This window comes from Acidovorax sp. SUPP2825 (assembly GCF_030158995.1).
Lineage (GTDB): Bacteria > Pseudomonadota > Gammaproteobacteria > Burkholderiales > Burkholderiaceae_C > Paracidovorax.
In genome coordinates, this window is the sequence record NZ_BQXK01000005.1 from 249,240 (window position 1) to 272,039 (window position 22,800).

At 67.5% G+C, this 22,800-nt stretch carries 22 protein-coding genes; 10 read left to right on the plus strand and 12 right to left on the minus strand.

The window, feature by feature from the left end:
• Positions 1 to 138: 138 nt before the first annotated feature.
• Positions 139 to 2,514, plus strand: a complete 2,376-nt coding sequence (locus tag AVAK2825_RS08945; protein ID WP_284396836.1) for a hypothetical protein — start codon at positions 139 to 141, stop codon at positions 2,512 to 2,514.
• Between the two features lie 62 nt (positions 2,515 to 2,576).
• Here AVAK2825_RS08945 and AVAK2825_RS08950 read toward each other — a convergent pair whose 3' ends face one another.
• The 3 genes from AVAK2825_RS08950 to AVAK2825_RS08960 are packed head-to-tail and all read right to left on the minus strand — an operon-like array spanning position 2,577 to position 4,256.
• Positions 2,577 to 2,984 (minus strand): hypothetical protein, encoded by a 408-nt coding sequence (locus tag AVAK2825_RS08950; RefSeq protein WP_284396838.1) that lies wholly within the window; start codon positions 2,982 to 2,984, stop codon positions 2,577 to 2,579.
• Complete coding sequence (locus AVAK2825_RS08955; RefSeq protein WP_284396840.1) at positions 2,965 to 3,351, minus strand: hypothetical protein; 387 nt, start codon at positions 3,349 to 3,351, stop codon at positions 2,965 to 2,967. The genes AVAK2825_RS08950 and AVAK2825_RS08955 overlap by 20 nt, the downstream gene beginning before the upstream one ends.
• An 11-nt stretch (positions 3,352 to 3,362) precedes the next feature.
• Positions 3,363 to 4,256 carry a DUF6402 family protein gene (locus AVAK2825_RS08960; RefSeq protein WP_284396843.1) on the minus strand — a complete coding sequence of 298 codons (894 nt, stop codon included), beginning with the start codon at positions 4,254 to 4,256 and terminating at the stop codon, positions 3,363 to 3,365.
• A gap of 441 nt (positions 4,257 to 4,697) precedes the next feature.
• On the opposite strand from AVAK2825_RS08960, the gene AVAK2825_RS08965 reads away from it, so the two are divergent.
• Together AVAK2825_RS08965 and AVAK2825_RS08970 are read left to right on the plus strand one after the other, a co-directional pair.
• The gene (locus AVAK2825_RS08965; protein WP_284396942.1) at positions 4,698 to 5,573 is read left to right on the plus strand and encodes a DMT family transporter; all 876 of its coding nucleotides are present in this window, start codon (positions 4,698 to 4,700) and stop codon (positions 5,571 to 5,573) included.
• Between the two features lie 168 nt (positions 5,574 to 5,741).
• Positions 5,742 to 6,572, plus strand: coding sequence for an SDR family oxidoreductase (locus AVAK2825_RS08970; RefSeq protein WP_272567669.1), 831 nt, complete (start codon positions 5,742 to 5,744; stop codon positions 6,570 to 6,572).
• A gap of 34 nt (positions 6,573 to 6,606) precedes the next feature.
• On the opposite strand, the gene AVAK2825_RS08975 is transcribed toward AVAK2825_RS08970, so the two are convergent.
• The 5 genes from AVAK2825_RS08975 to AVAK2825_RS08995 all read right to left on the minus strand — a co-directional run bounded on the left by AVAK2825_RS08975 (position 6,607) and on the right by AVAK2825_RS08995 (position 10,163).
• Positions 6,607 to 6,993, minus strand: coding sequence for a hypothetical protein (locus AVAK2825_RS08975; protein WP_284396847.1), 387 nt, complete (start codon positions 6,991 to 6,993; stop codon positions 6,607 to 6,609).
• Positions 6,993 to 7,496: a tlde1 domain-containing protein gene (locus tag AVAK2825_RS08980; protein WP_284396849.1), complete on the minus strand. Its 504-nt coding sequence runs from the start codon at positions 7,494 to 7,496 to the stop codon at positions 6,993 to 6,995. The genes AVAK2825_RS08975 and AVAK2825_RS08980 overlap by 1 nt, the downstream gene beginning before the upstream one ends.
• Before the next feature lie 178 nt (positions 7,497 to 7,674).
• Positions 7,675 to 8,505 (minus strand): urease accessory protein UreD, encoded by an 831-nt coding sequence (locus AVAK2825_RS08985; protein ID WP_284396851.1) that lies wholly within the window; start codon positions 8,503 to 8,505, stop codon positions 7,675 to 7,677.
• Between the two features lie 88 nt (positions 8,506 to 8,593).
• Positions 8,594 to 9,118 (minus strand): nucleoside deaminase, encoded by a 525-nt coding sequence (locus tag AVAK2825_RS08990; protein WP_284396855.1) that lies wholly within the window; start codon positions 9,116 to 9,118, stop codon positions 8,594 to 8,596.
• A gap of 16 nt (positions 9,119 to 9,134) precedes the next feature.
• Positions 9,135 to 10,163, minus strand: a complete 1,029-nt coding sequence (locus AVAK2825_RS08995; RefSeq protein ID WP_284396857.1) for an ABC transporter substrate-binding protein — start codon at positions 10,161 to 10,163, stop codon at positions 9,135 to 9,137.
• A gap of 681 nt (positions 10,164 to 10,844) precedes the next feature.
• On the opposite strand from AVAK2825_RS08995, the gene AVAK2825_RS09000 reads away from it, so the two are divergent.
• The gene (locus AVAK2825_RS09000) at positions 10,845 to 11,783 is read left to right on the plus strand and encodes an isopenicillin N synthase family dioxygenase (RefSeq protein ID WP_284396945.1); all 939 of its coding nucleotides are present in this window, start codon (positions 10,845 to 10,847) and stop codon (positions 11,781 to 11,783) included.
• 64 nt (positions 11,784 to 11,847) lie between these two features.
• Here AVAK2825_RS09000 and AVAK2825_RS09005 read toward each other — a convergent pair whose 3' ends face one another.
• Positions 11,848 to 14,406 carry a sensor histidine kinase gene (locus tag AVAK2825_RS09005; RefSeq protein ID WP_284396859.1) on the minus strand — a complete coding sequence of 853 codons (2,559 nt, stop codon included), beginning with the start codon at positions 14,404 to 14,406 and terminating at the stop codon, positions 11,848 to 11,850.
• A gap of 1 nt (position 14,407) precedes the next feature.
• Entirely contained in the window at positions 14,408 to 15,202 is a 795-nt protein-coding gene (locus tag AVAK2825_RS09010) for an ABC transporter substrate-binding protein (RefSeq protein ID WP_349817163.1), read from the minus strand.
• Between the two features lie 384 nt (positions 15,203 to 15,586).
• Here AVAK2825_RS09010 and AVAK2825_RS09015 point away from each other — a divergent pair, with 384 nt between their 5' ends.
• Together AVAK2825_RS09015 and AVAK2825_RS09020 are read left to right on the plus strand one after the other, a co-directional pair.
• On the plus strand, positions 15,587 to 16,243 hold the full coding sequence (locus tag AVAK2825_RS09015; RefSeq protein WP_272567680.1) for a response regulator: 657 nt from the start codon (positions 15,587 to 15,589) through the stop codon (positions 16,241 to 16,243).
• Positions 16,236 to 16,973: a response regulator gene (locus AVAK2825_RS09020; RefSeq protein ID WP_284396863.1), complete on the plus strand. Its 738-nt coding sequence runs from the start codon at positions 16,236 to 16,238 to the stop codon at positions 16,971 to 16,973. Before AVAK2825_RS09015 ends, AVAK2825_RS09020 begins: the two co-directional genes overlap by 8 nt.
• A gap of 23 nt (positions 16,974 to 16,996) precedes the next feature.
• Here the strand turns inward: AVAK2825_RS09020 and AVAK2825_RS09025 are convergent, their stop codons facing one another.
• Both AVAK2825_RS09025 and AVAK2825_RS09030 read right to left on the minus strand, forming a co-directional pair.
• Positions 16,997 to 18,682 carry a methyl-accepting chemotaxis protein gene (locus tag AVAK2825_RS09025; protein WP_284396866.1) on the minus strand — a complete coding sequence of 562 codons (1,686 nt, stop codon included), beginning with the start codon at positions 18,680 to 18,682 and terminating at the stop codon, positions 16,997 to 16,999.
• 269 nt (positions 18,683 to 18,951) lie between these two features.
• On the minus strand, positions 18,952 to 19,644 hold the full coding sequence (locus AVAK2825_RS09030) for a FadR/GntR family transcriptional regulator (protein ID WP_284396868.1): 693 nt from the start codon (positions 19,642 to 19,644) through the stop codon (positions 18,952 to 18,954).
• 217 nt (positions 19,645 to 19,861) lie between these two features.
• Here AVAK2825_RS09030 and AVAK2825_RS09035 point away from each other — a divergent pair, with 217 nt between their 5' ends.
• The 4 genes from AVAK2825_RS09035 to AVAK2825_RS09050 all read left to right on the plus strand — a co-directional run bounded on the left by AVAK2825_RS09035 (position 19,862) and on the right by AVAK2825_RS09050 (position 22,782).
• Positions 19,862 to 20,545, plus strand: coding sequence for an amino acid ABC transporter permease (locus AVAK2825_RS09035; RefSeq protein ID WP_272551408.1), 684 nt, complete (start codon positions 19,862 to 19,864; stop codon positions 20,543 to 20,545).
• Positions 20,546 to 20,563: 18 nt separating this feature from the next.
• Positions 20,564 to 21,214 carry an amino acid ABC transporter permease gene (locus AVAK2825_RS09040; protein WP_284396872.1) on the plus strand — a complete coding sequence of 217 codons (651 nt, stop codon included), beginning with the start codon at positions 20,564 to 20,566 and terminating at the stop codon, positions 21,212 to 21,214.
• Positions 21,198 to 21,926 carry an amino acid ABC transporter ATP-binding protein gene (locus AVAK2825_RS09045; RefSeq protein ID WP_284396876.1) on the plus strand — a complete coding sequence of 243 codons (729 nt, stop codon included), beginning with the start codon at positions 21,198 to 21,200 and terminating at the stop codon, positions 21,924 to 21,926. The genes AVAK2825_RS09040 and AVAK2825_RS09045 overlap by 17 nt, the downstream gene beginning before the upstream one ends.
• Positions 21,927 to 22,005: 79 nt before the next feature.
• A complete protein-coding gene (locus AVAK2825_RS09050; protein ID WP_284396879.1) occupies positions 22,006 to 22,782 on the plus strand; it encodes a transporter substrate-binding domain-containing protein in 777 nt (258 codons plus the stop codon).
• The last annotated feature ends 18 nt before the right edge of the window (positions 22,783 to 22,800 follow it).

Genomic DNA, 22,800 nt, shown 5'->3' on the forward strand with positions numbered 1-22,800 from the left:
CTCTCACGATTGAGAACGACGGCACCTTCGGGTGCCGTTTTTCTTGGGGGCAACCGATGGATACACAACACTTTCCCGGCGGTGCCTGGGTCTCGCTAGCATCGATCCGCCAAACCGGCAGCTTCAGGAAAAAGACCCATGACGCGATCGATGCCACGTACTGCCGTGGGGGCGGCCTGTGCTGCCACCTTGTTGATCGTGTGCGAAACCGGGTGGTCGCAGACCTCGGCGGCAGGGGCCGCATCCGTCCGATCCGGCGCGTCTGCCATCGCCACGGCTTCCAGCGCAAAGGCCACGGTAGCGGCCAGCGAAACTCGCCCCGTCGGCCTTTGGGCCTCGCAGCCGGTGGCCCCCGACGACACCGTGGTGGTGAGCGCCGCCAACGCCGCGCCGGGCGCCACGGTCCAGGCCCGGCGCCTGGACGACCTGCCACTTGGCAATCCACTGGCCGGTGAACAGAGCAGCGGCGGTGCCTGGGTCGACATCGTGCCGCTGCAGGCCACGGCCCAATCGGTGAAGTTCGTGCCGCCAAACCAGGGCGCGGGGGTCTACGAATACCGCATCCTCGCCAATGGAACGACAGGCCCGATCGCTCAGGTGAATGCCCCCGATGTCTGGTTCGTGCAGGGGGACATGGGCGCGGCGGCGAGCCCTGGAGGCCGGCTGAGCGTGTTCGGCACGGCGCTGGGAGGCCTGTCGTCCTCCGGCAATACGCCCGTCATTGCGCTGGTGAAGGACGATCGCTTGGTGGCGACCTTGCAGGCCGAGCCTGTCGAGCCTGCGGAAGCCGCGTTCACCGCCAGCTTCAACGTGCCGGCCTGGGTCGAGCCCGGCGCGTATCGGCTGTACTTCCACAACGGGTGGGGTGGCCCCGGTGCATGGAAGCGCTTTTCCGGCTTCGGTGCGGGCCCGGACCGTTCCCAGGGGCCTGCCGGGGTCGATGCCATCCAGATCGCCCGGCGCGTCGATTGGCCCCTGGACGAATGCACCGTGCCGCCTCCCCGGGGAAACGGCCAGCCGGATGACACAAGCTTCACCGACGCTTTCGCGTGTGCCGCCGCAGGCGGCACCATCGCGCTGCAGGCTGGCCGCTACACGCTGTCCAGCCTCTATGCGCAAGGGTTCGGATTGCGCATTCCGAACCATGTGCGCGTGAAAGGCCAGGGCATGGGTGTCACGGAACTGTATTTTCCCGCGGCCACGGACGGCCCCCTGCTGGCAGGAAAGGGCCTGGCACTGAGCCAGGGCGGCTTCAACTACGACTATGGCGAAGCCGTGTACGGCGTCGAGGGCCTGTCGATCATCGCTCCGCTGATGACCCAGGGCGATGCGATCCGGTTCAACCACATGGCGCTTGCCGACAGCGTCTCGACCCCCTACGTCGTCAACGTGAAGATCGACCTGGGCGATGGCAAGCCCAACGATGCCAACGGCATCTTCGCCGCCAAGATGTCCAATGTGCTGGTGCGTGGCAACGACATCCGTGCGGGCTACCCGGTGCAGTTCAACGGCAACGTGTTTGCCGTCACCGTGACGGACAACACGTTCACGTGGTACCACGAGGCGGTGCGCTTCAACCACTTCGCGCAGAACGCCGTCATCACGAACAACACCTTCCGGCAAATGGCGCTGGAGGCGCCGAGGGGCGCGGCAGAGCGGTCTTTCGCAGCGCCGTCGTCCGACGTCTACTACGCCCGCAACCGGAGCGAAACGGACCGGCCCCCTTCGAACTCGGTCTGGGGGCTCACGCTCGATGAAGGCAACGGCATCTTCTTCGGCCATGCCGTCGCCGCTTCGGGCACGACGCTCACGCTGGACGGCGACCTGAGAGATCCGAACTCGGCGCCCGGCTTTTCCGCGATGGTCCTGTCGGGGCAGGGTGCCGGGCAGATGCGGTATGTGCTCCGAGCACCCGACAACCGCACATTGGTGCTCGACAAACCCTGGACGGTGGATCCCGACGGCACCTCGGTCATCAGCGTGGTGAGCACGCTCGGCCGCATGCTGTTCGTCAACAACGACTATCACGTGAACGGAGGGCAGAGCAGCTTCTATCCCTCGGCCGACGTGGTGCAGGCGAACAACCGCCTCGGCGTGGCCGGCGGGGCCGATAGTGCCCTGGTCCAGTCCACCGGCATCTACGAAATGGGCCGAGGGATGATTCCCGGCTGGCACCACCAGATCCTGGGTAACACCATCCGGTACGCAGGCGTTCTGGAAGTGCACGGCGGCAATCCGGCCGGCGTGGGCAACGACGTCTGGTACACGGACCGCATCACGCAGACCAACATCGTTCGACGAAATACTTTCGTGGACCAGGCAAAGGGCTCGATCGAGCTCTGGGATTCGATCGGCAATTCGCTGGTCGAGCACAATGTTGTCCCAGCGCTGCGCCTGCAGAACGCCAGCGCGATGCGCGACACGCTCTTGCGCGGCAATCGGAACGGCACTGGCGAGCCGCCATCGCTCCAATGGAACCAATCGATTCCAGCCGACGTCAAGGTGGTGAACTGAGCAGAGTCGGAGAACGGTTGAGCGCAGGCCGTGTGGGATGAAGGCACCGGTGCTGCAATGCGTCAAGGCATGATTTCGGCATCGGTCAGCGGTGGACAGTCAGCACACTCCGGCGGAATGTTCTCGAACACCACGTCGCGCCCTACACGCACCTTGTTCATGGGCGGGTTGAGGTACCAATACAACTGGCCGTTGATCCAGAGGTCCACTACATCGCTGGTGCCCAACAGTGTCCTCGGCTCTACGCGATAAAGCCGAATCACGTGGGGATAACGCATGTCCATGTGCGTTAAACGTTGAAGCCAGGAGGCTTCGTAGTAGTCCAACCGGTACACACGGCGGGGGCTGTAGTGACTTCGATCGTAGGTTGGAGTAGCGAAGTACCAGCCCCCGACGATCAAGGCAATCGCGAGAGCAGCCCGTTTTAGAAGAGCCCGGTATTTTTTCTTCTCAGGGCATGATTTCGGCATCGGTCAGCGGCGGACAGTCAACGCACTCCGGCGGAATGTTCTCGAACACCACGTCGCGCCCTACACGCACCTTGTTCATGGGCGGGTTGAGGTACCAATACAACTGGCCGTTGATCCAGAGGTCCACTACATCGCTTTCCCCGAGCAGCGTTTCGGGTGCGATCCGATACAGACGCACGAATGACGGCATCTTGAAATTAGGGTGAATGAGGCTTTGCAGTAACGAGGCTTCGTAGTATTCCAAACGATAGACGTTGCGTGGGCTGATCGCACTGTGGAACAGTTTGGGTTGGGAGCCGTACCAAAGACCGCAACCCAACGGAACGATCAAAAGCCAGAGCCATTTTTTTCGATATTTCCAAGCCATTGGCATTCCAGTCACCATGAAATTTTTTGCGGGAATGGCAGCCGCACCCTGCGCACATCCGACAACACCATGAAGTCGCCTCCCCTTTGGTGCTTGGCCCGCCAATCGCGAAAGTCCTTGTTTTGAACGACGTACTTGTAGCCCTGAACGGCAGCAGGGGATTCGTCCACCAGCACTTCTCCGAGCGGCACGCCCCACTGGGTACGAACGCCACATTCCACGCCATTGAAGCCCCAGCAGCCCAGCGGTTGTGAAATGAACGATTGGCCATCGTTGAAATCGTAGGCATCGCGCAGATAAAAGCCCAGTTCATTGATTTCGATGGTCGCTCTGCCCATGCCTTGAGGGGTCACCATTCCAGACGCTGCCACGTTGATCTGCGCTTCGCCCATAGCACCATAGAAGTCATCCATGGGATCGCTCCACTGGCCGAAAGCCAGGTAATTCACCTGACAGGTGTCTTCGAGTATTTTGGCGGGCTGGGCCAAGTTGCCAAAAAGCCAGCATTGGTGACTGCGTCCACGACTCTCCTGTTTCACACGGTCTTTCAATTGCGCGATTCCTGCCGGGCTCGCCCATTTCGCTTGCAAACGGGCCATTGCAGCCTGCACACGCGCAAAGCCTAAAGCCCACGCCATGGAGACGGTATTCTCGTCAAGCTGCGTCGAGGGCAAATAACTCAAACGCTGACCTGCCACGCTGCCTTTGACTTGCGGGGTCATCTGGTACGCCGCACCGTTAAACCACCGCTCCATCAACGCCGCCGCCACCGGCCACCCCAAGCGCGAGCGCATCACCGATGGAATGTCCCGCAACTGGAACAGGCGGGTGGCATATTGCGGCGCGTTCTGGCGCCCGAGCACGGACCGCAGGGCTTCCTGCGGCGCCTTCAGAAGATCGACCATTGACCCTGACTCCCTTTGTTTTTCAGTCACGCGGAGGCTTGCGTGAACGGGGCGGATTATGGCGAAGAAATGGCTTGATTCCCCGAGCGTTGCTGTATGGGTTGGTTGCAGGACGTAACCGTTCAGCAAATGATCGTGGTGCTTCGCGGAGCCATCCCGCACCGCCCGCAATGCCGCCGCAAAGCACTGTGACTTCGCCGGTATCGCCGATCGCGGGGCGGGCCGCGCACAGGGCCGATGGCTGTGCCGCCACCTGCGTGCGACACTGAATGAATGCGCACCCGGCCAACGCACCGGGCTGCCCAACCCGCCGAATCCATGCAGCAGTCCACACCCCCCGATACCGCGCGCTCCACGGCCCCTGCCGTCGAAGCGTCCGCTTCCGTTCCAGTGCAGCCCTCGGGGCCTTTGCCCGCGCCGAATGCCGGCGTGGCCGCCGGCATGGCGCTCGCCCTGGTCGGCGCCATCGCCTTCAGCGGCAAGGCCATCATCGTCAAGCTGGCCTATCGCCACGGCGTGGACGCGGTCACGCTCATCATGTACCGCATGCTGTTCGCGCTGCCGATCTTCGCGGCCATGGCGTGGTGGTCCAGCCGGGGCAAGGCGCCGCTCACGCGCCGCGACTGGGCAGGCGTGGCGTGGCTGGGGTTCACGGGCTACTACCTGGCGAGCTTTCTCGACTTCGCCGGGCTGGCGTACATCAGCGCCAGCCTGGAGCGGCTGATCCTGTACCTCAACCCGACCCTGGTGGTGGTGCTGGGCTGGGTGCTGTATCGCCGCAGCATCCGCTGGGGGCAGATGCTGGGCATGGCAATCAGTTACTGCGGCGTGGTGCTGGTGTTCGGGCACGAGGCGGGCCTGCAGGGCGCATACGTGGCCTGGGGGGTGCTGCTGGTGTTCCTGTCGGCCGTGAGCTATGCGGTCTATCTGGTGTACAGCGGCGAGATGGTCAAGCGCATCGGCTCGCTGCGCCTGGTGGGCCTGGCGACCACGGTGGCGTGCGTGTGCTGCCTGCTGCAGTTCGCAGTGCTGCGGCCGCTGGGCGCGGCGGTGGTGGCGCCCGAGGTGCTGTGGCTGTCGTTGCTGAACGCCACGCTGTGCACGGCGGTGCCGGTGCTGCTGGTGATGATGGCCATCGAGCGCGTGGGTGCGGGCCTGGCCGCGCAGGCCGGCATGGTGGGGCCGCTGTCCACGATCCTGATGGGGGTGTGGCTGCTGGACGAGCCGTTCACGCTGTGGGTGGCGTCGGGCACGGCGCTGGTGCTCACGGGCATCTTCGTCTTCACCCGCATGGCGGCGCGCAAGCCCGCGGGCTGACGCCCTGCGGAGCCGGTGCCTGGCGCCGGGCATTCCCCTTGCCCGGCGCTGGCGCGCGGCGCTTCGTATCATGGTCCTTCGATCGCTGGCGCACCGGGAGCAGGGCGCGTGCGGTGCCTCTTTTTGCGATTCGCAACGGGCCGGGCGCGCCGGCCGTGAAAGGAGACTATGGACCTGGGTATTGCCGGTAAATGGGCGTTGGTGTGCGGCGCCAGCAAGGGATTGGGGTATGGCTGCGCCGAGGCGCTGGTGCGCGAGGGCGTGAACGTGGTGATCAACGCCCGCAACGCCGAGGCGCTGGACCAAGCCGCGGCGCAGTTGCTGGCCGCGGCGGCCAATGAGTCGGCCACGCTCGCGCACAAGCACCCGCAGCCGGTCGTGCTGGCCGTGGCGGCGGACATCACCACGCCCGAGGGCCGGGCCGCAGCGCTCTCGGTGGAGGGCGGGCCCGGGGCGGCGTTCGACATCGTGGTCACCAACGCGGGCGGCCCGCCGCCGGGCGACTTCCGCGACTGGGACCGCGATGCCTGGATCAAGGCGGTGGACGCCAACATGCTCACGCCGATCGAGCTGATCAAAGCCACGGTGGACGGCATGGCGGCACGGGGCTTCGGGCGCATCGTCAACATCACGTCGAGCGCGGTGAAGGCGCCCATCGACATCCTGGGCCTGTCCAACGGCGCGCGCAGCGGTCTCACGGGCTTCGTGGCGGGCGCCTCGCGCAGCTCCATTGCGGCGAAGGGCGTGACGATCAACAACCTGCTGCCGGGCAAGTTCGACACCGATCGCCTGTCGGCCAACATCCAGGCGACCGTCCAGAAGACCGGCAAGAGCGAAGACGATGTGCGCCGCGCGCACCAGGCGGCCATTCCTGCCGGCCGCTACGGCACGCCGCAGGAATTCGGTGCGATCTGCGCGTTCCTGTGCAGCGTGCAGGCGGGCTACCTGACGGGGCAGAACGTGCTGGCCGACGGCGGGGCGTTTCCGGGCACGTTCTGACGCGAAGAGGGCCGCTTTTGGGGCGGCAGGCCCTTCAAGTCCGCGGCTGGGTTCCGGCCGCCGCGCCGGATGCCCTTCGCCGCCGCTCGCCCAGGCGCAGGCCGAGCACCAGGCTGGCGAGGAACAGCGCGAGCGCCAGGTACGCCTGCAGGTAGTAGCTCCAGCCCTGTTCGGCATACAGGTAGGGCCCGACGTCGGTGGAGTGGATCTCCAGCAGCAGCCCGGCGAACCACAGCGCGGGCACCACGGCCAGCGCCGCGCCCAGCCACCGGCGCCAGGCCATGCCCGCCATGCACACGGCCGAGGCGCCCAGGGCCACGGCCCAGATGTGCCAGAGGGCCGGCGTCTTGTCGCTGACTTCCGCCAGGGCCAGCCCCGGTGCCAGAGCCAAGGCCAGGAGCGCGGTGGTGCTGCGGGCCATCATTCGGCCGGGTAGCGGACGGTGAGCGGGATGTAGCATTCGTGCAGGCCCCCCAGTTCGTTCTTGAGCTTCTCGACGAACTTGTCGATGTGCACGGTCAGGTCGATGCAGCCGGCGCTGCCCGGCGTCGAGCCGCCGTGGATGAAGAAGCCGCCGCGCCCGTAGGTCTCGGTGTCGGGATAGGGGTGGATGGTCAGCCGGAAGTTGCCCCAGGCCGCGCGTGGCGAGCGGTACAGGTTCTTGAGCCAGTTGTTGGCCCACATCTCGGACGGCTGGATCCAGTAGTCCCCTTCGGGGATGGGCCCGGCATTGCGGGTCTTCTGCCATTCGGTGGAGTAGTCGAAGTGGCCGTTCTTGGGCTTGCCGGACACGGCGGGCAGCGCGAGGACGGATTGCGTGCCCGTGCCGCGCAGGACCTTTCCGTCGAATTGCAGTGCGATTTTCGATTGCAGGCATCCAGGGGCATGGGGTCGGCTGCGCTCTAGGGCGTAGGGATCGGACATGGCGGGGTGAAAGGGTTGGCGCCGCGTAAAAGGAGCATGCGCAACGGGCAGGGCGCCCGGGCGGTTCAGCGCGGCCGGCCGATTCTAGGAGGGGGTTCTGCCGTGGCCCGTGCGTTTTTGTAATGCCGGGTGTCGGGACGTATCGCACGCCGTACGCCGAATGCGCGCCTCTGGCACGCTACACCGACCAGGTGCGCGGCCGCTGCGCCGCCATGCCCCAGCACTGAGCACGCCAGGCCGCCCAAACGGCCTGCAGCAGGCCCATGGCGGGCTCCACCACGGGCGCGAGCACCCGCACCACCACCACGTTCGGATGGGGGCTGGTGGCGCCGGCCGTGGCGGCCAGCGGGTGCCCGTCGATGGCGGCGCGGGCGGCGTCCAGCGCGCCTTCGCGCCGCTCGCGGGTCAGGGCCTCGCCGGCGATGAAGAAGACCGACGCCATGCAGCGGTGCCCCGCCAGGCCCAGCGGGCCGTCGAGCAGCAGCCGGTCCGCCGCGTCGATGCGGCCGCGCTCCAGCCACACGCCCGGCACCTCGATGTGCTGGGTGAAGCGGCCCGATTCGAAGGGTTGCCCTGCGTGGGGCAGCCCGAGCGCGGTGACGTCCCAGCCCAGGCATTCGGCGCCCGGGGCCACCTCCAGCGTGAGCCGGTTCTCGGCCTGGCAGGCGTTGTAGCAAAGGGCTTCGAGCGGCAGCCATTCGAGCCGCGCGCCGGGCGCCAGAACGGCGTGCGTGCGCTGCAAGGCGGGGGCACCGGTGGATCGGTAAAAGCGCGTGGCGCCGGGGGTGGTGACCAGGCCGTGCGCGCCGGCCGCGACCGTGGTGCGGATGTCCAGCGTGTCGCCCCCCACCAACCCGCCGGGCGGGTGCACCAGCACGTTGTGGCACACCGCATCGCCTTCCGGGTACAGGCTTTGCAGGATGCGCAGCGGGCCGCCGTGTTCGAAGCGCGCCACCGTGCGCTCGGCCTCTCGGCGGTAGTCCAGTTGCAGGTGGGCGTGCCAGGTCATGCGGTTGCTATCAAATCGTGAGCTAGACCGGCATGATATCCGCCGGCATCGGGCCGATTCGATGCCGACCGGGCGAAGGGGATGGACTTCAGGCTTTCCATGCGCCCCGGTGCGAGGCCGAGGACTCCTCGATCAGCGCCGGGCCGATGCATTCGATGGCATGGGACGAGGCCGCGAACACGTCGCGGCACGACAGCTCGGCGTCGCGCTGGTCCAGCCGCTCGCCGCGAAAGGCGCGCAGCCGCACGGCGTCGATGCCGTACACCACGCGACCGATGTTGGCCCAGAAGATCGCGCCGGCGCACATCACGCAGGGTTCGCCGGACGAATACAGCGTGGCCTGCACGAAGGCCTCGCGCGGATGGTGCGGGCTGGCCAGCCGCACGGCCGAGGTCTCGGCATGCGCGGTGCAGTCGCCGGTCTCGCCGTTGGCATTCCAGGCCTCGGCCAGGATGCGGTCGTCCGCACCCACGATGACGGCGCCGAACGGTCGGTTGCCGCGCGCGCGGGCCTGGTCGGCGAGGGCGATGGCACGGCGCAGGTACAGGCCGTCGCGCGGGGCGAGGGGGACTTCCTCGGGCAGTTCGCAAGCGGGGGAAGCAGGCATGTTCATCGGGCGGTCTCCGCTTTCAGGCCGGCACCTTGCGGTCGGCCGCAGCGGGCAGGAACGCCGGGTTGAACACGCGCTCGGCCGCCGGCTTGCGGGCCAGGCCGAAGGTGGTGGCGATCTCGTCGATCTGCCGCGCGAGCACCTCGGGGTTCACGCTGCCCAGGCCGATGGCCTGCGTCTCGGCCGTGGCGAGGTATTGCCGCGTGATGGCCCAGCGGGCGCGCTCCATGTCCATGTTCAGGATGGGCTCGCGCGCCTTGATGGCGGCCATCGCCGCATCGGGGTTGGAGAGCGTCTCGCGCAGCGCCCGGTTCGTGGCGCGCAGGAAGGCCCGCGCCACATCGGGCCGCTCCTGCAGCAGCCGGCCGGCCAGGATGGCGTTGCCGTAGAGGTTGAGCCCGGTCTTGCCGTACTCGAGCACCGCCAGGTCCTGCGGCGGCATGCGGGCGAACAGGGACACGGCCGAGTCGTGGAAGTAGGTGGCCGCGTCCACGTCGCCGCGCACCATCACGTTGTCGCGCGCGCTGAAGTCGGTGGTCACCCACTGGAACAGGTCGGGGCTGGCGTTGAGCTGGCGCGCCACCATGGGCCAGCTGCGGCGCGTGGATTCCACGGCGGCGGCGGCCACGCGCTTGCCCTTGAGCGACTGGAAGTCGGTGGTCACGCCGCGGTCCTTGCGGCCGATGATGACGAAGGGCGCGCGGTTGTAGTACTGGTAGATGGCCTGCACCGGCGCGTCGGCGTTCTGCGCGTGGAACTCGGCCAGCGCGCTGATGTCGCCCAGCCCCAGGTCGTAGGCCCCGCTGGCCACGCGCGTGATCGAGGCCACGGAGCCCGAGCCCACGTCGATGGCCACGTCCAGCCCCTCGTCCTTGTAGTAGCCGTTGGCGGCGGCCAGGAAGAACGGCGCGGTCTGGCTGGTCACGCGGAAGTCGAGGGTGAACTTGAGCGCTGTGGTGGCCTTGCCCTGGGCGTGCACGGCGGGTGCGGCCAGGGTGGCGGACAGGAGGGTGGTGGCGGAGGTGGCGAGGAATCGGCGGCGTTGCATGGCGGTGGCTCCAGGTTCGGGGATGACAGCCGGCCACGGCGCATCTGCGCCGTGCATCGGTGCGAACTGAGCAATTTCCGGGCAACGGCGCCGTGGGGAACGGGCCGGGCTGAACGCTTCTACTCGGAGGCGGCGTTGCATGAAGCGTGCCTGCACGACGCCGTTGGAGTCGGCTCAGGGTGTGGGCGTGTGTGGTGCGGCGGAGGCGTGTCGCCGCTGGTGCATTTCCGGCGGGGCGGGCACACGGGTGGTGCGTGGCGGTCCCCGTTGCGGTGAGGCGCGGCGCGGCGGCCCGTGCCGCCGCGGCGCCGCAGCGCTGGTCCACCCGCTGCGCACGGATTGGCCTGCGATTTGCTTGCACGCCCCGCAAGAGTAGAAGCGTTCAGCCCGATGGCCTGCCCCGTGCGGCCCCATCGGCGGGTCATTGCTCTTGAAGCCGGTGGTGGCCGCCGGCGCGCCGTTGCCGTCCTGGCGAATGCGTGCTGCCGGTCGCCGCCTTTGTCCCCTTCAAGAGCCCCGTGGCGCGTGCCTGCCTGGCCGTGTCCGCCATGGGCCTTGGTTCATCCGACGAGGAAACCCGCCATGCAGCAGCAAAGCACCGCCAATCACCCCGCCATCTCCCCTGGCGACCCCGCAGACGCCACCGCCGATGTGCGCGGCGAACTGGAAAAGGAAGCCCGCATGGGCGGCATGGGCGCGGAAACCAGCGCCCGCGAAATCCGGCGCATCGACCTGTCCGACTTCGAACACCGCAAGGCCGAGATCGCCGAGCAGTTGTGGAGCGCCTCGGTCGAGATCGGCTTTTTCCAGGTCACCGGCCACGGCATTCCGGTGCAGGACATCCGCAACGCGTTCGCGCGCGCCCAGGCGTTCTTCGACCTGCGGCGCGAGACCAAGGCGCAGTGGCCGCTGGCGCGAAATGCCGGCTGGGAGCACAAGGCGCAGGTGCGCCCGTCCACGCGCACGCCGGACCAGAAGGAGTCCTACCAGGTCACCCGGCCGCGCATGGCGGGCCTGTGGCCCAGCGAGGCCGAGCTGCCGGGGTTCCAGGAAGCCACCTTGCGCTTCGAGGCGCAGTGCTGGCACGTGGGCATGCAACTGCTGTCGTGCTTTGCGGACCGGTTAGGGTTCGATCCGGACTTCTTCACCCGCGCGCACGACCCGTCGAGCGCGGCCTACCAGAGCACCCTGCGCATGCTCCACTACTTCGCCGTGGACCCGGCGCTCAAGGACGAACTGGGCCTGTGGCGCGCGGGCGCGCACACGGATTTCGACTGCCTCACGCTGCTGTTCCAGCGCCCGGGCCAGGGCGGGCTGCAGGTGCTGCCCGGCAAGGAGATGGAGAGCCGCCAGTGGACCAGCGTGGAGCCGGCCGAAGGCGTCATCACCTGCAACATCGGCGACATGCTGACGCGCTGGAGCGACGACCAGTTGCCCAGCAACTTCCACCGCGTGCGCACTCCGCTGCCGCACGAATACCAGGGCGCGCGCTACAGCCTGGCGTTCTTCTGCCAGGCGAACGAGGATGCCGTGGTGGAAGGCCCGGGCCGCAAGTACCCGCCGATCACCGCGGGCGACTACCTGCGCCAGCGCATCACGGCGAATTTCGCGAAGTACTGAGCGCGCCGGCGTGTGCTGAAGGACCGCGCCGCGTGCGCTGCGCGGACGCCGCAGGCGCCAGGCGCTACACCGTGGAGGTCAGCGGCGCCGGCGTGGTTTCGGACGCGCCGCGTGCCGGCAGGACGATGTGAAACACGCTGCCCTGGGCCGTGTTGCTCGCATGGATGCGCCCGCCGAAGGCCTCGACGATCTTGCGGCAGATGGCCAGGCCCAGGCCGGTGCCGCCGGAGCCGTCGCGCGTCTTGCTCGACTGCATGAAGGCCTCGAAGATGCGCTCGAGCTCTTCCTCGGGCACGCCCGGGCCGCTGTCTTCGATCTCGATGTGGATCTGCCCCAGGCCGTCCATGAAGCCGCGCAGCTCGATGGTCGAGCCCCCGGGCGAGAACTTGACCGCGTTCGCCAGCACGTTGCGCACGACCTGCTGGAACCGCAGCGGATCGGCCTTGGCGACCAGCGGCAGATCCGGCAGCTCCAGATGCAGGTACAGCCGGTGCCGGGCGAGCAGGGGGTCGAACTCCCGCGCGACCGAGCGGATGAGCCCGCGCAGGTCGGTGCGCTCCAGGTGGAAGGTACCCACCGTGCTTTCGATCTTGGCCACGTCCAGCAGGTCGTTGACCAGCGTGAGCATGCGCTGCCCTGAGGAGTGGATGTCGGTGAACATGCCGGCCAGCCGCGCATCGGCCGGGCTGCGCAGCGCGCCCAGCTCGGCGAACCCGATGATCGACTGCAGCGGCGTGCGCAGCTCGTGGCTCATGTTGGCCACGAACTCGGACTTGGTGCGCGAGGCCTCCTCGGCCGCGGTGCGCGCCTCCTGGATGGCGCGCTCGGCCATGCGGAAGTCGGTCACGTCCATGAGGATGCTCAGCACGCCGGTGGCATGGCCCATCTCGTCGGTCAGCGCTGCCTTGAAGACGCGGGCGTCGCGGTGGGTGCCGTCGCCGTGCAGCAGCCGGGTCTCCAGCGTCATCTTGCCGCCCTGCATCAGCAGGCGCTGGTTGGCCTCCACCACGACGTTGGCCTCGTCCGGCGGCAGGAAGGCATGCAGCCGCTCGCCGATCACCAGCGCGCGGCCCCGGCCCTTGTATTCCTCCCAGGCACGGTTCACGAGCACCACGCAATGGTCCTTGTCGGTCAGGGACATGGGCAGGGGCGTGGTTTCGAGCAGCAGGTTCTGGAAGGCCAGCTGGGCCTGCAGCTTGAGCTGCGCCTCCCAGCGCCCGGTCACGTCCACCGCGCTGCCGGCGAAGCCGGCGATGCGCCCTTCGCTGATGAGCGGTACCACCGCCAGCTCGAACAGCAGGTGGCGGCCATCGGCGCTGCGGATCAGCGCCTGGCAGGTGCGCGCCTGCGCCGTGGATTCGGTGTCGAGCATGGCCACGACCTCGTTGCGACTGACCGAGTCCACGATGTCCGGCAGCGTCTGCCCCACGGCATGCGAAGGGCTGCGTCCGCTGATCGTGTCCCACCGCGCGTTGGCATAGGTGATGACGCCTTGCGCATCGGTGCGGAAGATCAGCTCCTGCACGCTGCTGATGAGCACCGCCAGATCGTGCTGGCTCTGCGCGATCTTTCGCTGCGCGAGGTTCATCGAGCGCTGCGCGGCCTCGCGCGCTCGCAGGCCGCGCCAGGCGGTCGCGGTCAGTCCGAGGGCGAGCAGCACGGCGGCCAGGCCGATGCCGAGCATGCTCTGGGCCTCCTGCAGCCACCGGTCCTGCGCCATCGCGTAGGACTCCTCCACGATCGCCACCAGTGGCTTGTCGCGCGAGGCGCGAAAGGCCAGGATGCGGTCGCTGCCCAGCACGCCCTGGCCGATGTAGCTGGCGAAGTCGCGGTGGGGCAGGTAGCTGTGGAAGACGGGCAGGTTGTCGATCCGCCGGCCGACCAGGGCAGCGGCGGGCGCGGAGCTGGCCAGCACCTGGCCGTCGTCGCTGGCGATCACCGCGTCGTAGCTCAGGGATTCCAGGGTGAGGTACTGGAAGTTCGACAGCGCACCGGGATTGACCAGCCCCACGAGCATCAGGTCCCGACCGCCGTTGGTGCGGAAACCGCGCAGCAGCGGAATGAACGACATGCCTGCCGGGGCCACGTCGGGGGGCGTGGTGCGGCGCAGGCTGCCCAGGCTGCGGCCCGGCACCAGCGGGCCGATGCGCTGGCGTTCTTCCTCCACCCAGGGCCCCAGGCCCGTGACGTCGATGAAGGTACCCGCCTCGCCGGTGACGGTGCTGGCGACCACCAGGCCCTTGGTGTCCACCACCGCCACGCCGCGCATGAAGGGCAGCCCGGCCAGCACCTGCCGCATCGCGACCTCCATCGCCTGCGTGCTGGTGGGGGCATCGGTCAGTGCCTGCGAATGCGCGAGCACGCCCAGCGCCATGTCGCCGGCATCGAACGTGCGGGCGGCCTGGTCTTCGATGATGCGGGCCAGCAACTGGGCCTGCACCTGGCTGGCGGTCATCGTCGCACGCATGTCGTTCACGGCGAGCAGGGCCATCGCGGCCGCCGCCAGCAGCGCGGCCGCCACGCCGGCGGCCAGCACGAGGCCGCTGGCCGGCAGCCCGCGAAAGCGCAGCGCCGGTTCCGCCGCGAGGGAGGGTGGGGAGGGAGCGCGGCGTTTCATCGTCATGTCAGGGCTCGATCACCTGGCCGAGGCCGTTCTTTTCCGCGGCGGCCTTGAGCCGGCCGTCGCGCTTGATGCGGGCCACGAAATCCTCCATCTGCCGGAGCCAGGCACCATCGCCGGGCCGCACCGCGTAGGCGTAGGGCACGACCCGGATCGAATGCGCCGGCACGAGGAGCTTGGCCCAGTTGGCGTTGTCCAGCAACTGGCGGCTGTAGAAGTAGTTGGTCATGAACACATCCACGCGGCCGGAGATGAGCTCCTGCTCGCGCGTGGCGGGCGCGTCGACCGGCACCACCCGCGCATGCTGCAACTGCGCCGCCATGATCGGCCCCGTCAGGGTGCCTTGCTGCACGCCGACCCGCACGCCGGGCTGGTCGATGTCGGACCATTGCGTGACCACGGCATTGTTCTTGGTGGTGATGGCGTACACGTCGCTGTGCAGGTAGGGCTGCGTGAAATCCAGCACCTGCTGGCGCTGCGGGGTCACGGCGATGGCGGACATGGCCACGTCGCACCGGCGGCTGGTGAGGTCGGCCACCAGGGATGGAAAGGAGGAATCCACGTACTCCAGGCGCGCGCCCAGGTCTTTCGCGAGTTCGGCCGACAGGTCGATGTCGATGCCCTTCAGCTCGCGCGTGCGGGGATGGCGGTAGGTCACGCCGTAGTAGTCGGGCCAGATGCAGACCCGCAAGACCCCGGTCGAGCGCACCCGATCGGACACCGGCCCGGCCTGCACCGCCGGCCATGCGGCCAGGCAGGCCCCGGAAAGCAGCGAGAGGGAAAGGACGATCCGCTTCATGCCATCCATTTCTTCAGGGCCGCGCCCTGCAGGAAAGGGGGCGCGCGATGTCCTCGGGATGCAGGCCCGCCGGGAAGGCGGCCTGGGGTGTCAGCGCATCATAGGGGCCGGTGCCCGGTCGCCCGTGTCGGCCTGTGCCTTTACCTTGACCGATCTCAGGGTTTCGGGGAAGGCGCGTCAGGCCAGGCTCGCCCCATGGCAGCGCGGCGCCGGGTTTTTGCCAGACGCTTGAGCAGGGACGACGAGCGGTGAAGGCCATGGGATCGGATGGTGAGAAAATGATAGAAATAAAAAACAGCGTCGTTGGCTGATTTTAATCAGAAAAATCATTTTTATCATCTTTAAATTTGTTTGTTTTGAACCCAACAGCGGCACAATTCACGCATGGCAACATCTGCTCCTGAGATCTCCGACGTGACCGATCACTGCACCACCCTGGAGGTGGCCAAGCTGCTCGGCATGGCCGTTCGATCCGTTCAACTCATGGTGGATCGCGGGGAGCTTCAAGCCTGGAAGACGCCCGGCGGGCACCGGCGCATTTCCCGCGCATCCGTGCAGCAATGGCTGCAGGGCAACAAGGCCGCCCCGGCGCAGCCGCACAACCGCCGGGCGGACGACGCCCGGACCGGGGCCGGAACCGAGGCCGGCGCGCCGAAAAAGCCCCTGTTGCTGCTCATCGAGGATTCGACGCACTTCCAGAACCTCATCCAGCTCATCGTGCAGCAGCAGTTTCCGGAACTGGGGCTGCAGGTGGCCGATGACGGCATCGCCGGGCTGGCCCTGTACGGGCAGCTGCAGCCGGACATCCTCATCGTGGACATCCTGCTGCCCGGCCTGGATGGCGCGACCCTGATCACCACGCTGCGGTCCCATCCCCAGTTCGCTCGCAGCGAGCTGATCGTGGTGACCTCGCTCGACGAATCGCAACGCGCGCCCTATGCCTTCGCCCTGCAGGGCGTGGCCGTCATCCACAAGCCCCGGCTGGTCGCCGAACTGCCTGGGGCGCTGCAGGCCTGCCTGGAAACGCTGCGCCATGGATGAACCCGTCGTCCTCCTGGTGGAAGACGATGCCCTGGTGTCCCGCTTCGTCGGCATGGTGCTCGACGACCTGCCGGTGCGGCTGCAGGTCTGCAGCAGCGTGGAGCAGGCGCTGCAGTTCCTGGCGGAGCACCGTGTCCAGCTGGTCATCACCGATCTGATGATGCCCGGGGAATCCGGCATGGGGCTGATCCAGCGCATGGCCGCCGACCGCTCCCTCGCCGCGGACGCCAAGGTCGTGGTGTTCAGCGCGGGATTGAACACCAAGGTGCGCGAGCAACTGGCGTCGATGAACATCTGGCGTACGCTGGCCAAACCGGCTTCGGTGGGCGATCTGCAAGGCTGCGTGCGGGATGCCCTGCAACTGGCCGGCCAAAGTCCTCCCCCTGCGCCGCCGCCCGCGCCTGCCGCCCTGGCGGTGGAGGGCCTGGCGGAGCACGAAACCCTCGCGGTGGCCACGCACTTCGCCAACAACCGCCGCCTGTTCGAGAGCTATCGCGAGCGCTGCTTTTTGCAATTCCCCAAGGATCGCGCAGAGGGGGACCGGGCCGCCGCCGTGGCCGACCTGGCCGCGCTGCGCCGGCTGGCGCACAACCTGCGCACCGTACTGCTCACGCTGGGCCGCAGCGAAGGCCACCAAGTGGCCAGCCGCCTAGAAGAGGCCGCCTGCGCCGAAGACGTGCCTGCCTCAGTGGCCGGCTGGAAAGCCCTGCGAGATCATCTGAGCGCTTGATCTGCAGCCGCAGGGCGCCTTGGTCAGCGGCCGGCCATGGCGCTGAGCCTGGGGATGGCACGGGTGTTCGCTACGGGCTGGGCATGCCTTTTTCCGACGCCCGCCTGCCCGCTGAACGATGGCCCTGCCTGGTGTGCCATGGCGTTGCTCACCTCCGTTTGTGCGCCGAGCTTGAAAATGGCCACGGCCTGCAGGAGTTGCTGGGCTTGCGTGCTCAGGCTGCTGGCTGCCGCAGCGCTTTCCTCCACCAGGGCCGCGTTCTGCTGGGTGACTTGGTCCATCTGGACGATGGCCTCGCCCACCTGGGCTACGCCCTGGCTTTGCTCGGTGCTGGCGGCGCTCACCTCTCCGATGATGTCGGTGACGCGGCGGATGGCCGTGACCACTTCGGTCATGGTGCTGCCGGCCTTCGCCACCAGCGCCGTGCCCTCGCCCACCTGGGCGACGCTGCTGTCGATCAGTGACTTGATCTCTTTCGCGGCCTCTGCGCTGCGCTGCGCCAGGTTGCGCACTTCGCTGGCCACCACCGCGAAACCACGGCCTTGCTCGCCGGCCCGGGCGGCCTCCACGGCGGCATTGAGCGCCAGGATGTTGGTCTGGAAGGCGATGCCGTCGATCACGCCGATGATGTCGGCGATGCGTTTGGAGCTATCGTCGATGATCTTCATCGTGCTCACGACGTCGTTCACCACCTGACCTCCCTGAACGGCGACGGTCGATGCGCTCACGGCCAACTGGTTGGCCTGGCGGGCGTTGTCCGCGTTCTGTTTCACGGTGCTGGACAGTTCCTCCATCGAGGCCGCGGTTTCTTCCAGCGCGCTGGCTTGCTGTTCGGTGCGGGCGGACAGGTCGCTGTTGCCCTGGGCGATCTCGGCGCTGGCCGTGGCCACGCCGTCGGAGCCATGGCGCACGGTGGCCACCACCGAAGTCAGCGCCTCCTGCATGCGGGCCATGGCGGCCATCACGCTCACCGTGTCGCCGCTGCGTACCACCAGTGCCGCGCTCAGGTCGCCGGCCGCCACATTGTTGGCGGCTGCCGCCAACGCGGAGGGTTCGGCGCCCAACGAACGGGAGAGATCACGAACGATGAGCCAGCCGACCAGCACGCTGACGACCAGCATCAGCGCTGCGGCCACACCCAGCACCACGGCCATGTTGTGGGCATGGGCCAGGGCCTCTTTGGCGACTTGATTGGCCAGGCCACGCTGGATTTCGCGGGATGCGTCCACGGCGCCGAACAAGGCGTTTTGCAGGGTGCGCACTTCTTTGATCAGTAACGTTCCCGCTGCTGCGCTGTCACCGGCTTCCGCCAGAGCGACGGCCCGATCGATGGCCTGGTTGTAAGGCTCGCGGTTGGCGTTGATGATGCGCAGTTGCTCGCGGGTCACCGGCAGGGCCAGCGACGCGTCCAGTTGCTGGAGCAGTGCGGCATTGGCCGCGCGAGCTTCGGCAACCTTCTTCTTCTCGCCCTGGCGCAGTGCCGGGTCGCTGGAGATGATGATGTTGCGCACTGCGCGCGCGCCGTTGTTCAGGTTGTCCTTGATGTCGGTGAACTGTGCCACCTTGACCATGCGGTTGGTCGACACTTCGGTCAGATCCTGGGCCAGGCCCTGCATGCGGAGCGCAGCGAGCAGCGCAATGGCGACGCCGAGGGTGGCGAGCAACCCGAATCCCATGATCAATCGGGTGGAGATCTTGAGGTGTTGCATGGTCAGTGTCTCTTCAGTGCGGTAGTGAAAATATCATTTTTATTAATTATGCCATTTTCACTTCAAACGTGTGCAAACGTTTCCTGATTGTGCGCTTCTTGGTAACCCAGTCGCGGAGGCCACGGCTCGGCCCCCAGAGCACGGGGGTCCAGGCAGCGGCACCAGGGCGGAGTGGCGCATCCGGCGTGAGGCTCGGCGCGACAGTGAAGAAGCAGCGAAGGAAAAAGAGCAGGGCGCCGCGCCCGACGCTGAGCGCTCGGTGCCGAAGCTCAGGGCATGACCCAGCGGTCCGCCGCCGCGCGGATGTGCGAGCGCATGGCCGACTCCGCCAGCAAGGGGTCGCGGGCCGCGAGGCAGCGGTAGATCTGCTCATGCTCGGCCAGGGCCGCATGCCAGGTCGGCTGGCCTTCCAGCCGCTCGCGCATGTGGCTGGCCAGCGGCCCGCGGCGCTCGTCGAACAGGCTGCCCACCAGCCGCACCAGCACCGAGTTGCCCGTCATCTCCGCGATGCGCACGTGGAACTCGCGGTCGTGCTCCAGCACATCACGCCCGGCCGCGATGTCGGCGCGCATGGCGTCGATGCTCGCCTGCACGCGGGCCAGACCGTCCGGCGTGGCATGCACGCACGCCAGCACGATGACCGCCCCCTCCACCGCGCCCCGCGCCTGCATCAGTTCGGCCGGGCTCTCGCCCATGGAAGGGGGCAGGGCGGAGCGCCGCAGCGCGCGGCTGCAAACGTACACGCCCGAGCCCATGCGGATCTCCACGCTGCCCTCGATCTCCAGCGCGATCAGCGCCTCGCGCAGCGAGGGGCGTGACACGCCCAGCTGCTGCGCCAGATCGCGCTCGGGCGGCAGGCGGCTGCCTTCCCGGTAATCGCCCTGCTGGATCAGCAGGCGCACCTTGTCCGCGATCTGCTGGTACAGGCGCCGGGATTCGAAGGCTTTGGTCGAGTCGTTCATCAAACGTGTGGATTGAAATTGGCCAGACCATATGGCCTGACCAAAAAGGGTTTGCGCGCAGTGTAGGGGGTGAAATCACCAGATTCCAAGCATTGGATCGCTGAAAACCCTTCGGCTGGGGTTAACCCGGTAAGGCCAATTTAAATTTGGCGCTCAAATTGGCCTTACCAGAAACCCCTGCGATGGGCCGCCGAGCGGTCCGCACGCCGACACCGCCTTGAACTACGCTTTCGACTTCTCCGCGCCGCTGGCCTACTGGCCCGACCTCCTGGCAGGGGCGTGGACCACGCTGTCGCTGTCGCTGGCATCGACCTTCTTCGGCTTCCTGGTGGGTGTGTTCTGCGCCCTGGCCAACACGGGCCGCTCGCGCTGGCTGGCCCGGCTGGCGGGGGTGTACATCGAGGTCATCCGCAACACGCCGCTGCTGGTGCAGGTGTTCATCGTGTACTTCGGGCTGGCCTCGCTGGGCCTGCAGGTGGGCGCGTTCACCGCGGCCATCGTGGCGCTGGTGGTGAACGTGGGGGCCTACACCAGCGAGATCGTGCGGGCCGGCATCGAGTCGATTCCCAAAAGCCAGCTGGAAGCGGCCGAGTGCATGGGCCTGTCGCGCTGGCAGACGCTGCGCCACGTGGTGCTGCCGCCGGCCATCGAGCGCGTGTACCCGGCGCTGTCCAGCCAGTACGTGCTGCTGATGCTGGCCTCGTCGATCTGCTCGCAGATCTCGGCGGAAGAACTGACGGCGGTGGCCAACCGCATCCAGTCGGACACCTTCCGCTCGGTGGAGACCTATCTCATCGTGGCCGCGGCGTACCTGGCCATGTCGCTGGTGATGCGCGGCGCGCTCTGGCTGGTGGCCATGGTCGCCTTCCCGCGCCGCCGGCGCCTGGGCACCCCCCTTTAAAAGCCGCAGGCACGCACCATGGGCTTTCTCAACGCATCGCACCTTCATTTCCTGTTCGACGGCCTGCTGTGGACCGTGGGGCTTTCGCTGCTGGCGTTCGCCGGCGGCGGGCTGCTCGGCTTTGCCGTGGCGCTGGGCAGCTCGTACGGGCCGCGCTGGTCGCGCGTGGCCGTGTCCCTCTACATCAAGCTGATCCAGGGCACGCCGCTCTTGGTGCTGCTGCCGCTGGCGTATTTCGGCCTGCCCTCGCTCGGGTTCAACGTGGCGCCGCTCACGGCAGCGGCGCTGGCGCTGTCGATCTACGTGTCGGCCTACCTGGGCGAGATCTGGCGTGGCTGCATCGAGTCGGTGCCGCGCACGCAGGCCGAGGCCGCGGAATGCCTGGCCCTGCGCTGGCACCAGCGCGTGTGGCACGTGATCCTGCCGCAGGCCGTGAAGATCGCCACGCCGCCCACCGTGGGCTTCATGGTGCAGATCGTCAAGAACACCTCGCTGGCCTCTGCCATCGGCTTCGTGGAGCTGGCGCGGGCGGGCCAGATCATCAACAACTCCACCTTCGAGCCGTTCGTGATCTTCGTGATCGTGGCGGCCCTGTATTTCGCCCTGTGTTACCCGCTGTCGGTGCTGAGCCGGCGCCTGGAGAGGAGCTTTCATGTCGCCCATCGTTGAGATCGAGAACATCTCCAAGTGCTTCGGCGCCACCCGCGTGCTGGAAGGCGTGTCGTTCACGGTGAACAAGGGCTCGGTGGTCGCCATCATCGGCCAGAGCGGGTCGGGCAAGAGCACGGCGCTGCGCTGCATCGACCGGCTGGAGACGGTGGATGCCGGCCGCATCCGCGTGTGCGGCCACGAGGTGACCGCGCCGGGGCTCAACCTGCACCAGCTGCGCCGCGACGTGGGCATCGTGTTCCAGAGCTACAACCTGTTTCCGCACCTCACCGTGCTGGAGAACATCATGCTCGCCCCGCGCCTGGTGCAAAAGGCCGCCAAGGCCGAGGTGCGCGAGCGTGCACAGGCCGTGCTGGCGCAGGTGGGCCTGTCCGACAAGGCCGACTGCTACCCCTCGCAGCTGTCGGGCGGCCAGCAGCAGCGCGTGGCCATCGCCCGGTCGCTGGCCATGCAGCCGCAGCTGATGCTGTTCGACGAGGTGACCTCGGCGCTGGACCCGCAACTGACCGGCGAGGTGCTGCGCGTGATGGAAAAGCTGGCCGAAGGCGGCATGACCATGATCCTCGTCACGCACGAGATGGGCTTTGCGCGCAAGGTGGCCGACGAGGTCATCTTCATGCACCGGGGCCGCGTGTGGGAGCACGGTCCGGCCTCGATCCTCGACGCGCCGGCCACCACCGAGTTGCGCGATTTCGTCGGCAACGGCCTGTAGCGCTGCCACGGTGATTCCCGAGCCCCGCGCCAGACGGGGCCGACCCCAACCCTTCCTTTTCACACGGAGACAAAGCCCCATGACAACACCGCGTTCCTTCCTGCTGCGCACCTTGCTGGCCTCGGCCGCCCTGATGGCCTTCGGCACCGGCAGCGCCCATGCCGATCTGCTCAAGGACATCCGCGAGGCCAAGAAGATCCGCATTGCTCTCGACACCGGATCGCCGCCCTACGGCTTCGTGGACGACGCGATGAAGCCCGTGGGCTCCGACGTGGAGACCGCGCAGCTGCTGGCGCAGGACCTGGGCGTGGCCCTGGAGATGGTGCAGACCACCAGCCCCAACCGCATCCCGTTCCTGCAGACGGGCAAGGCCGACATCGTGGTCGCCTCGCTGTCGGTCACGCCCGAGCGCGAGAAGGTCATCGACTTTTCGGTGCCCTACGCGCAGATCCTCGCCGTGGTCGCCGCCCCCAAGGCCGCGGACATCAAGGGCTTCGAAGACCTGCAGGGCAAGCGCGTGGCCACCACGCGCGGCTCCAACAACGACAAGGTCGTCACGCAGGGCGCCAAGGGCGCGCAGATCGTGCGCTTCGACGACGACGCCACGCTGGTCACCGCCGCGGTGAGCGGGCAGGCGGACATCATCGCCACCTCGCCCGCCATCGTGAACACGGCCCTGGCGAAATCGCCGCAAAAGGACCTGGTGCAGAAGTTCGTCATGCAGAAGGTGCCGCTGGGCGTCGGCCTGCGCAAGAACGAGCCCGAGCTGAAGGCCTGGATCAACGACTGGATCACCAAGAACACCGAGAACGGCAAGCTCGTGGCGATCTACAAGAAGTACCACGGTGGCAACTGAGCCAGCGTTTCAGTCCAC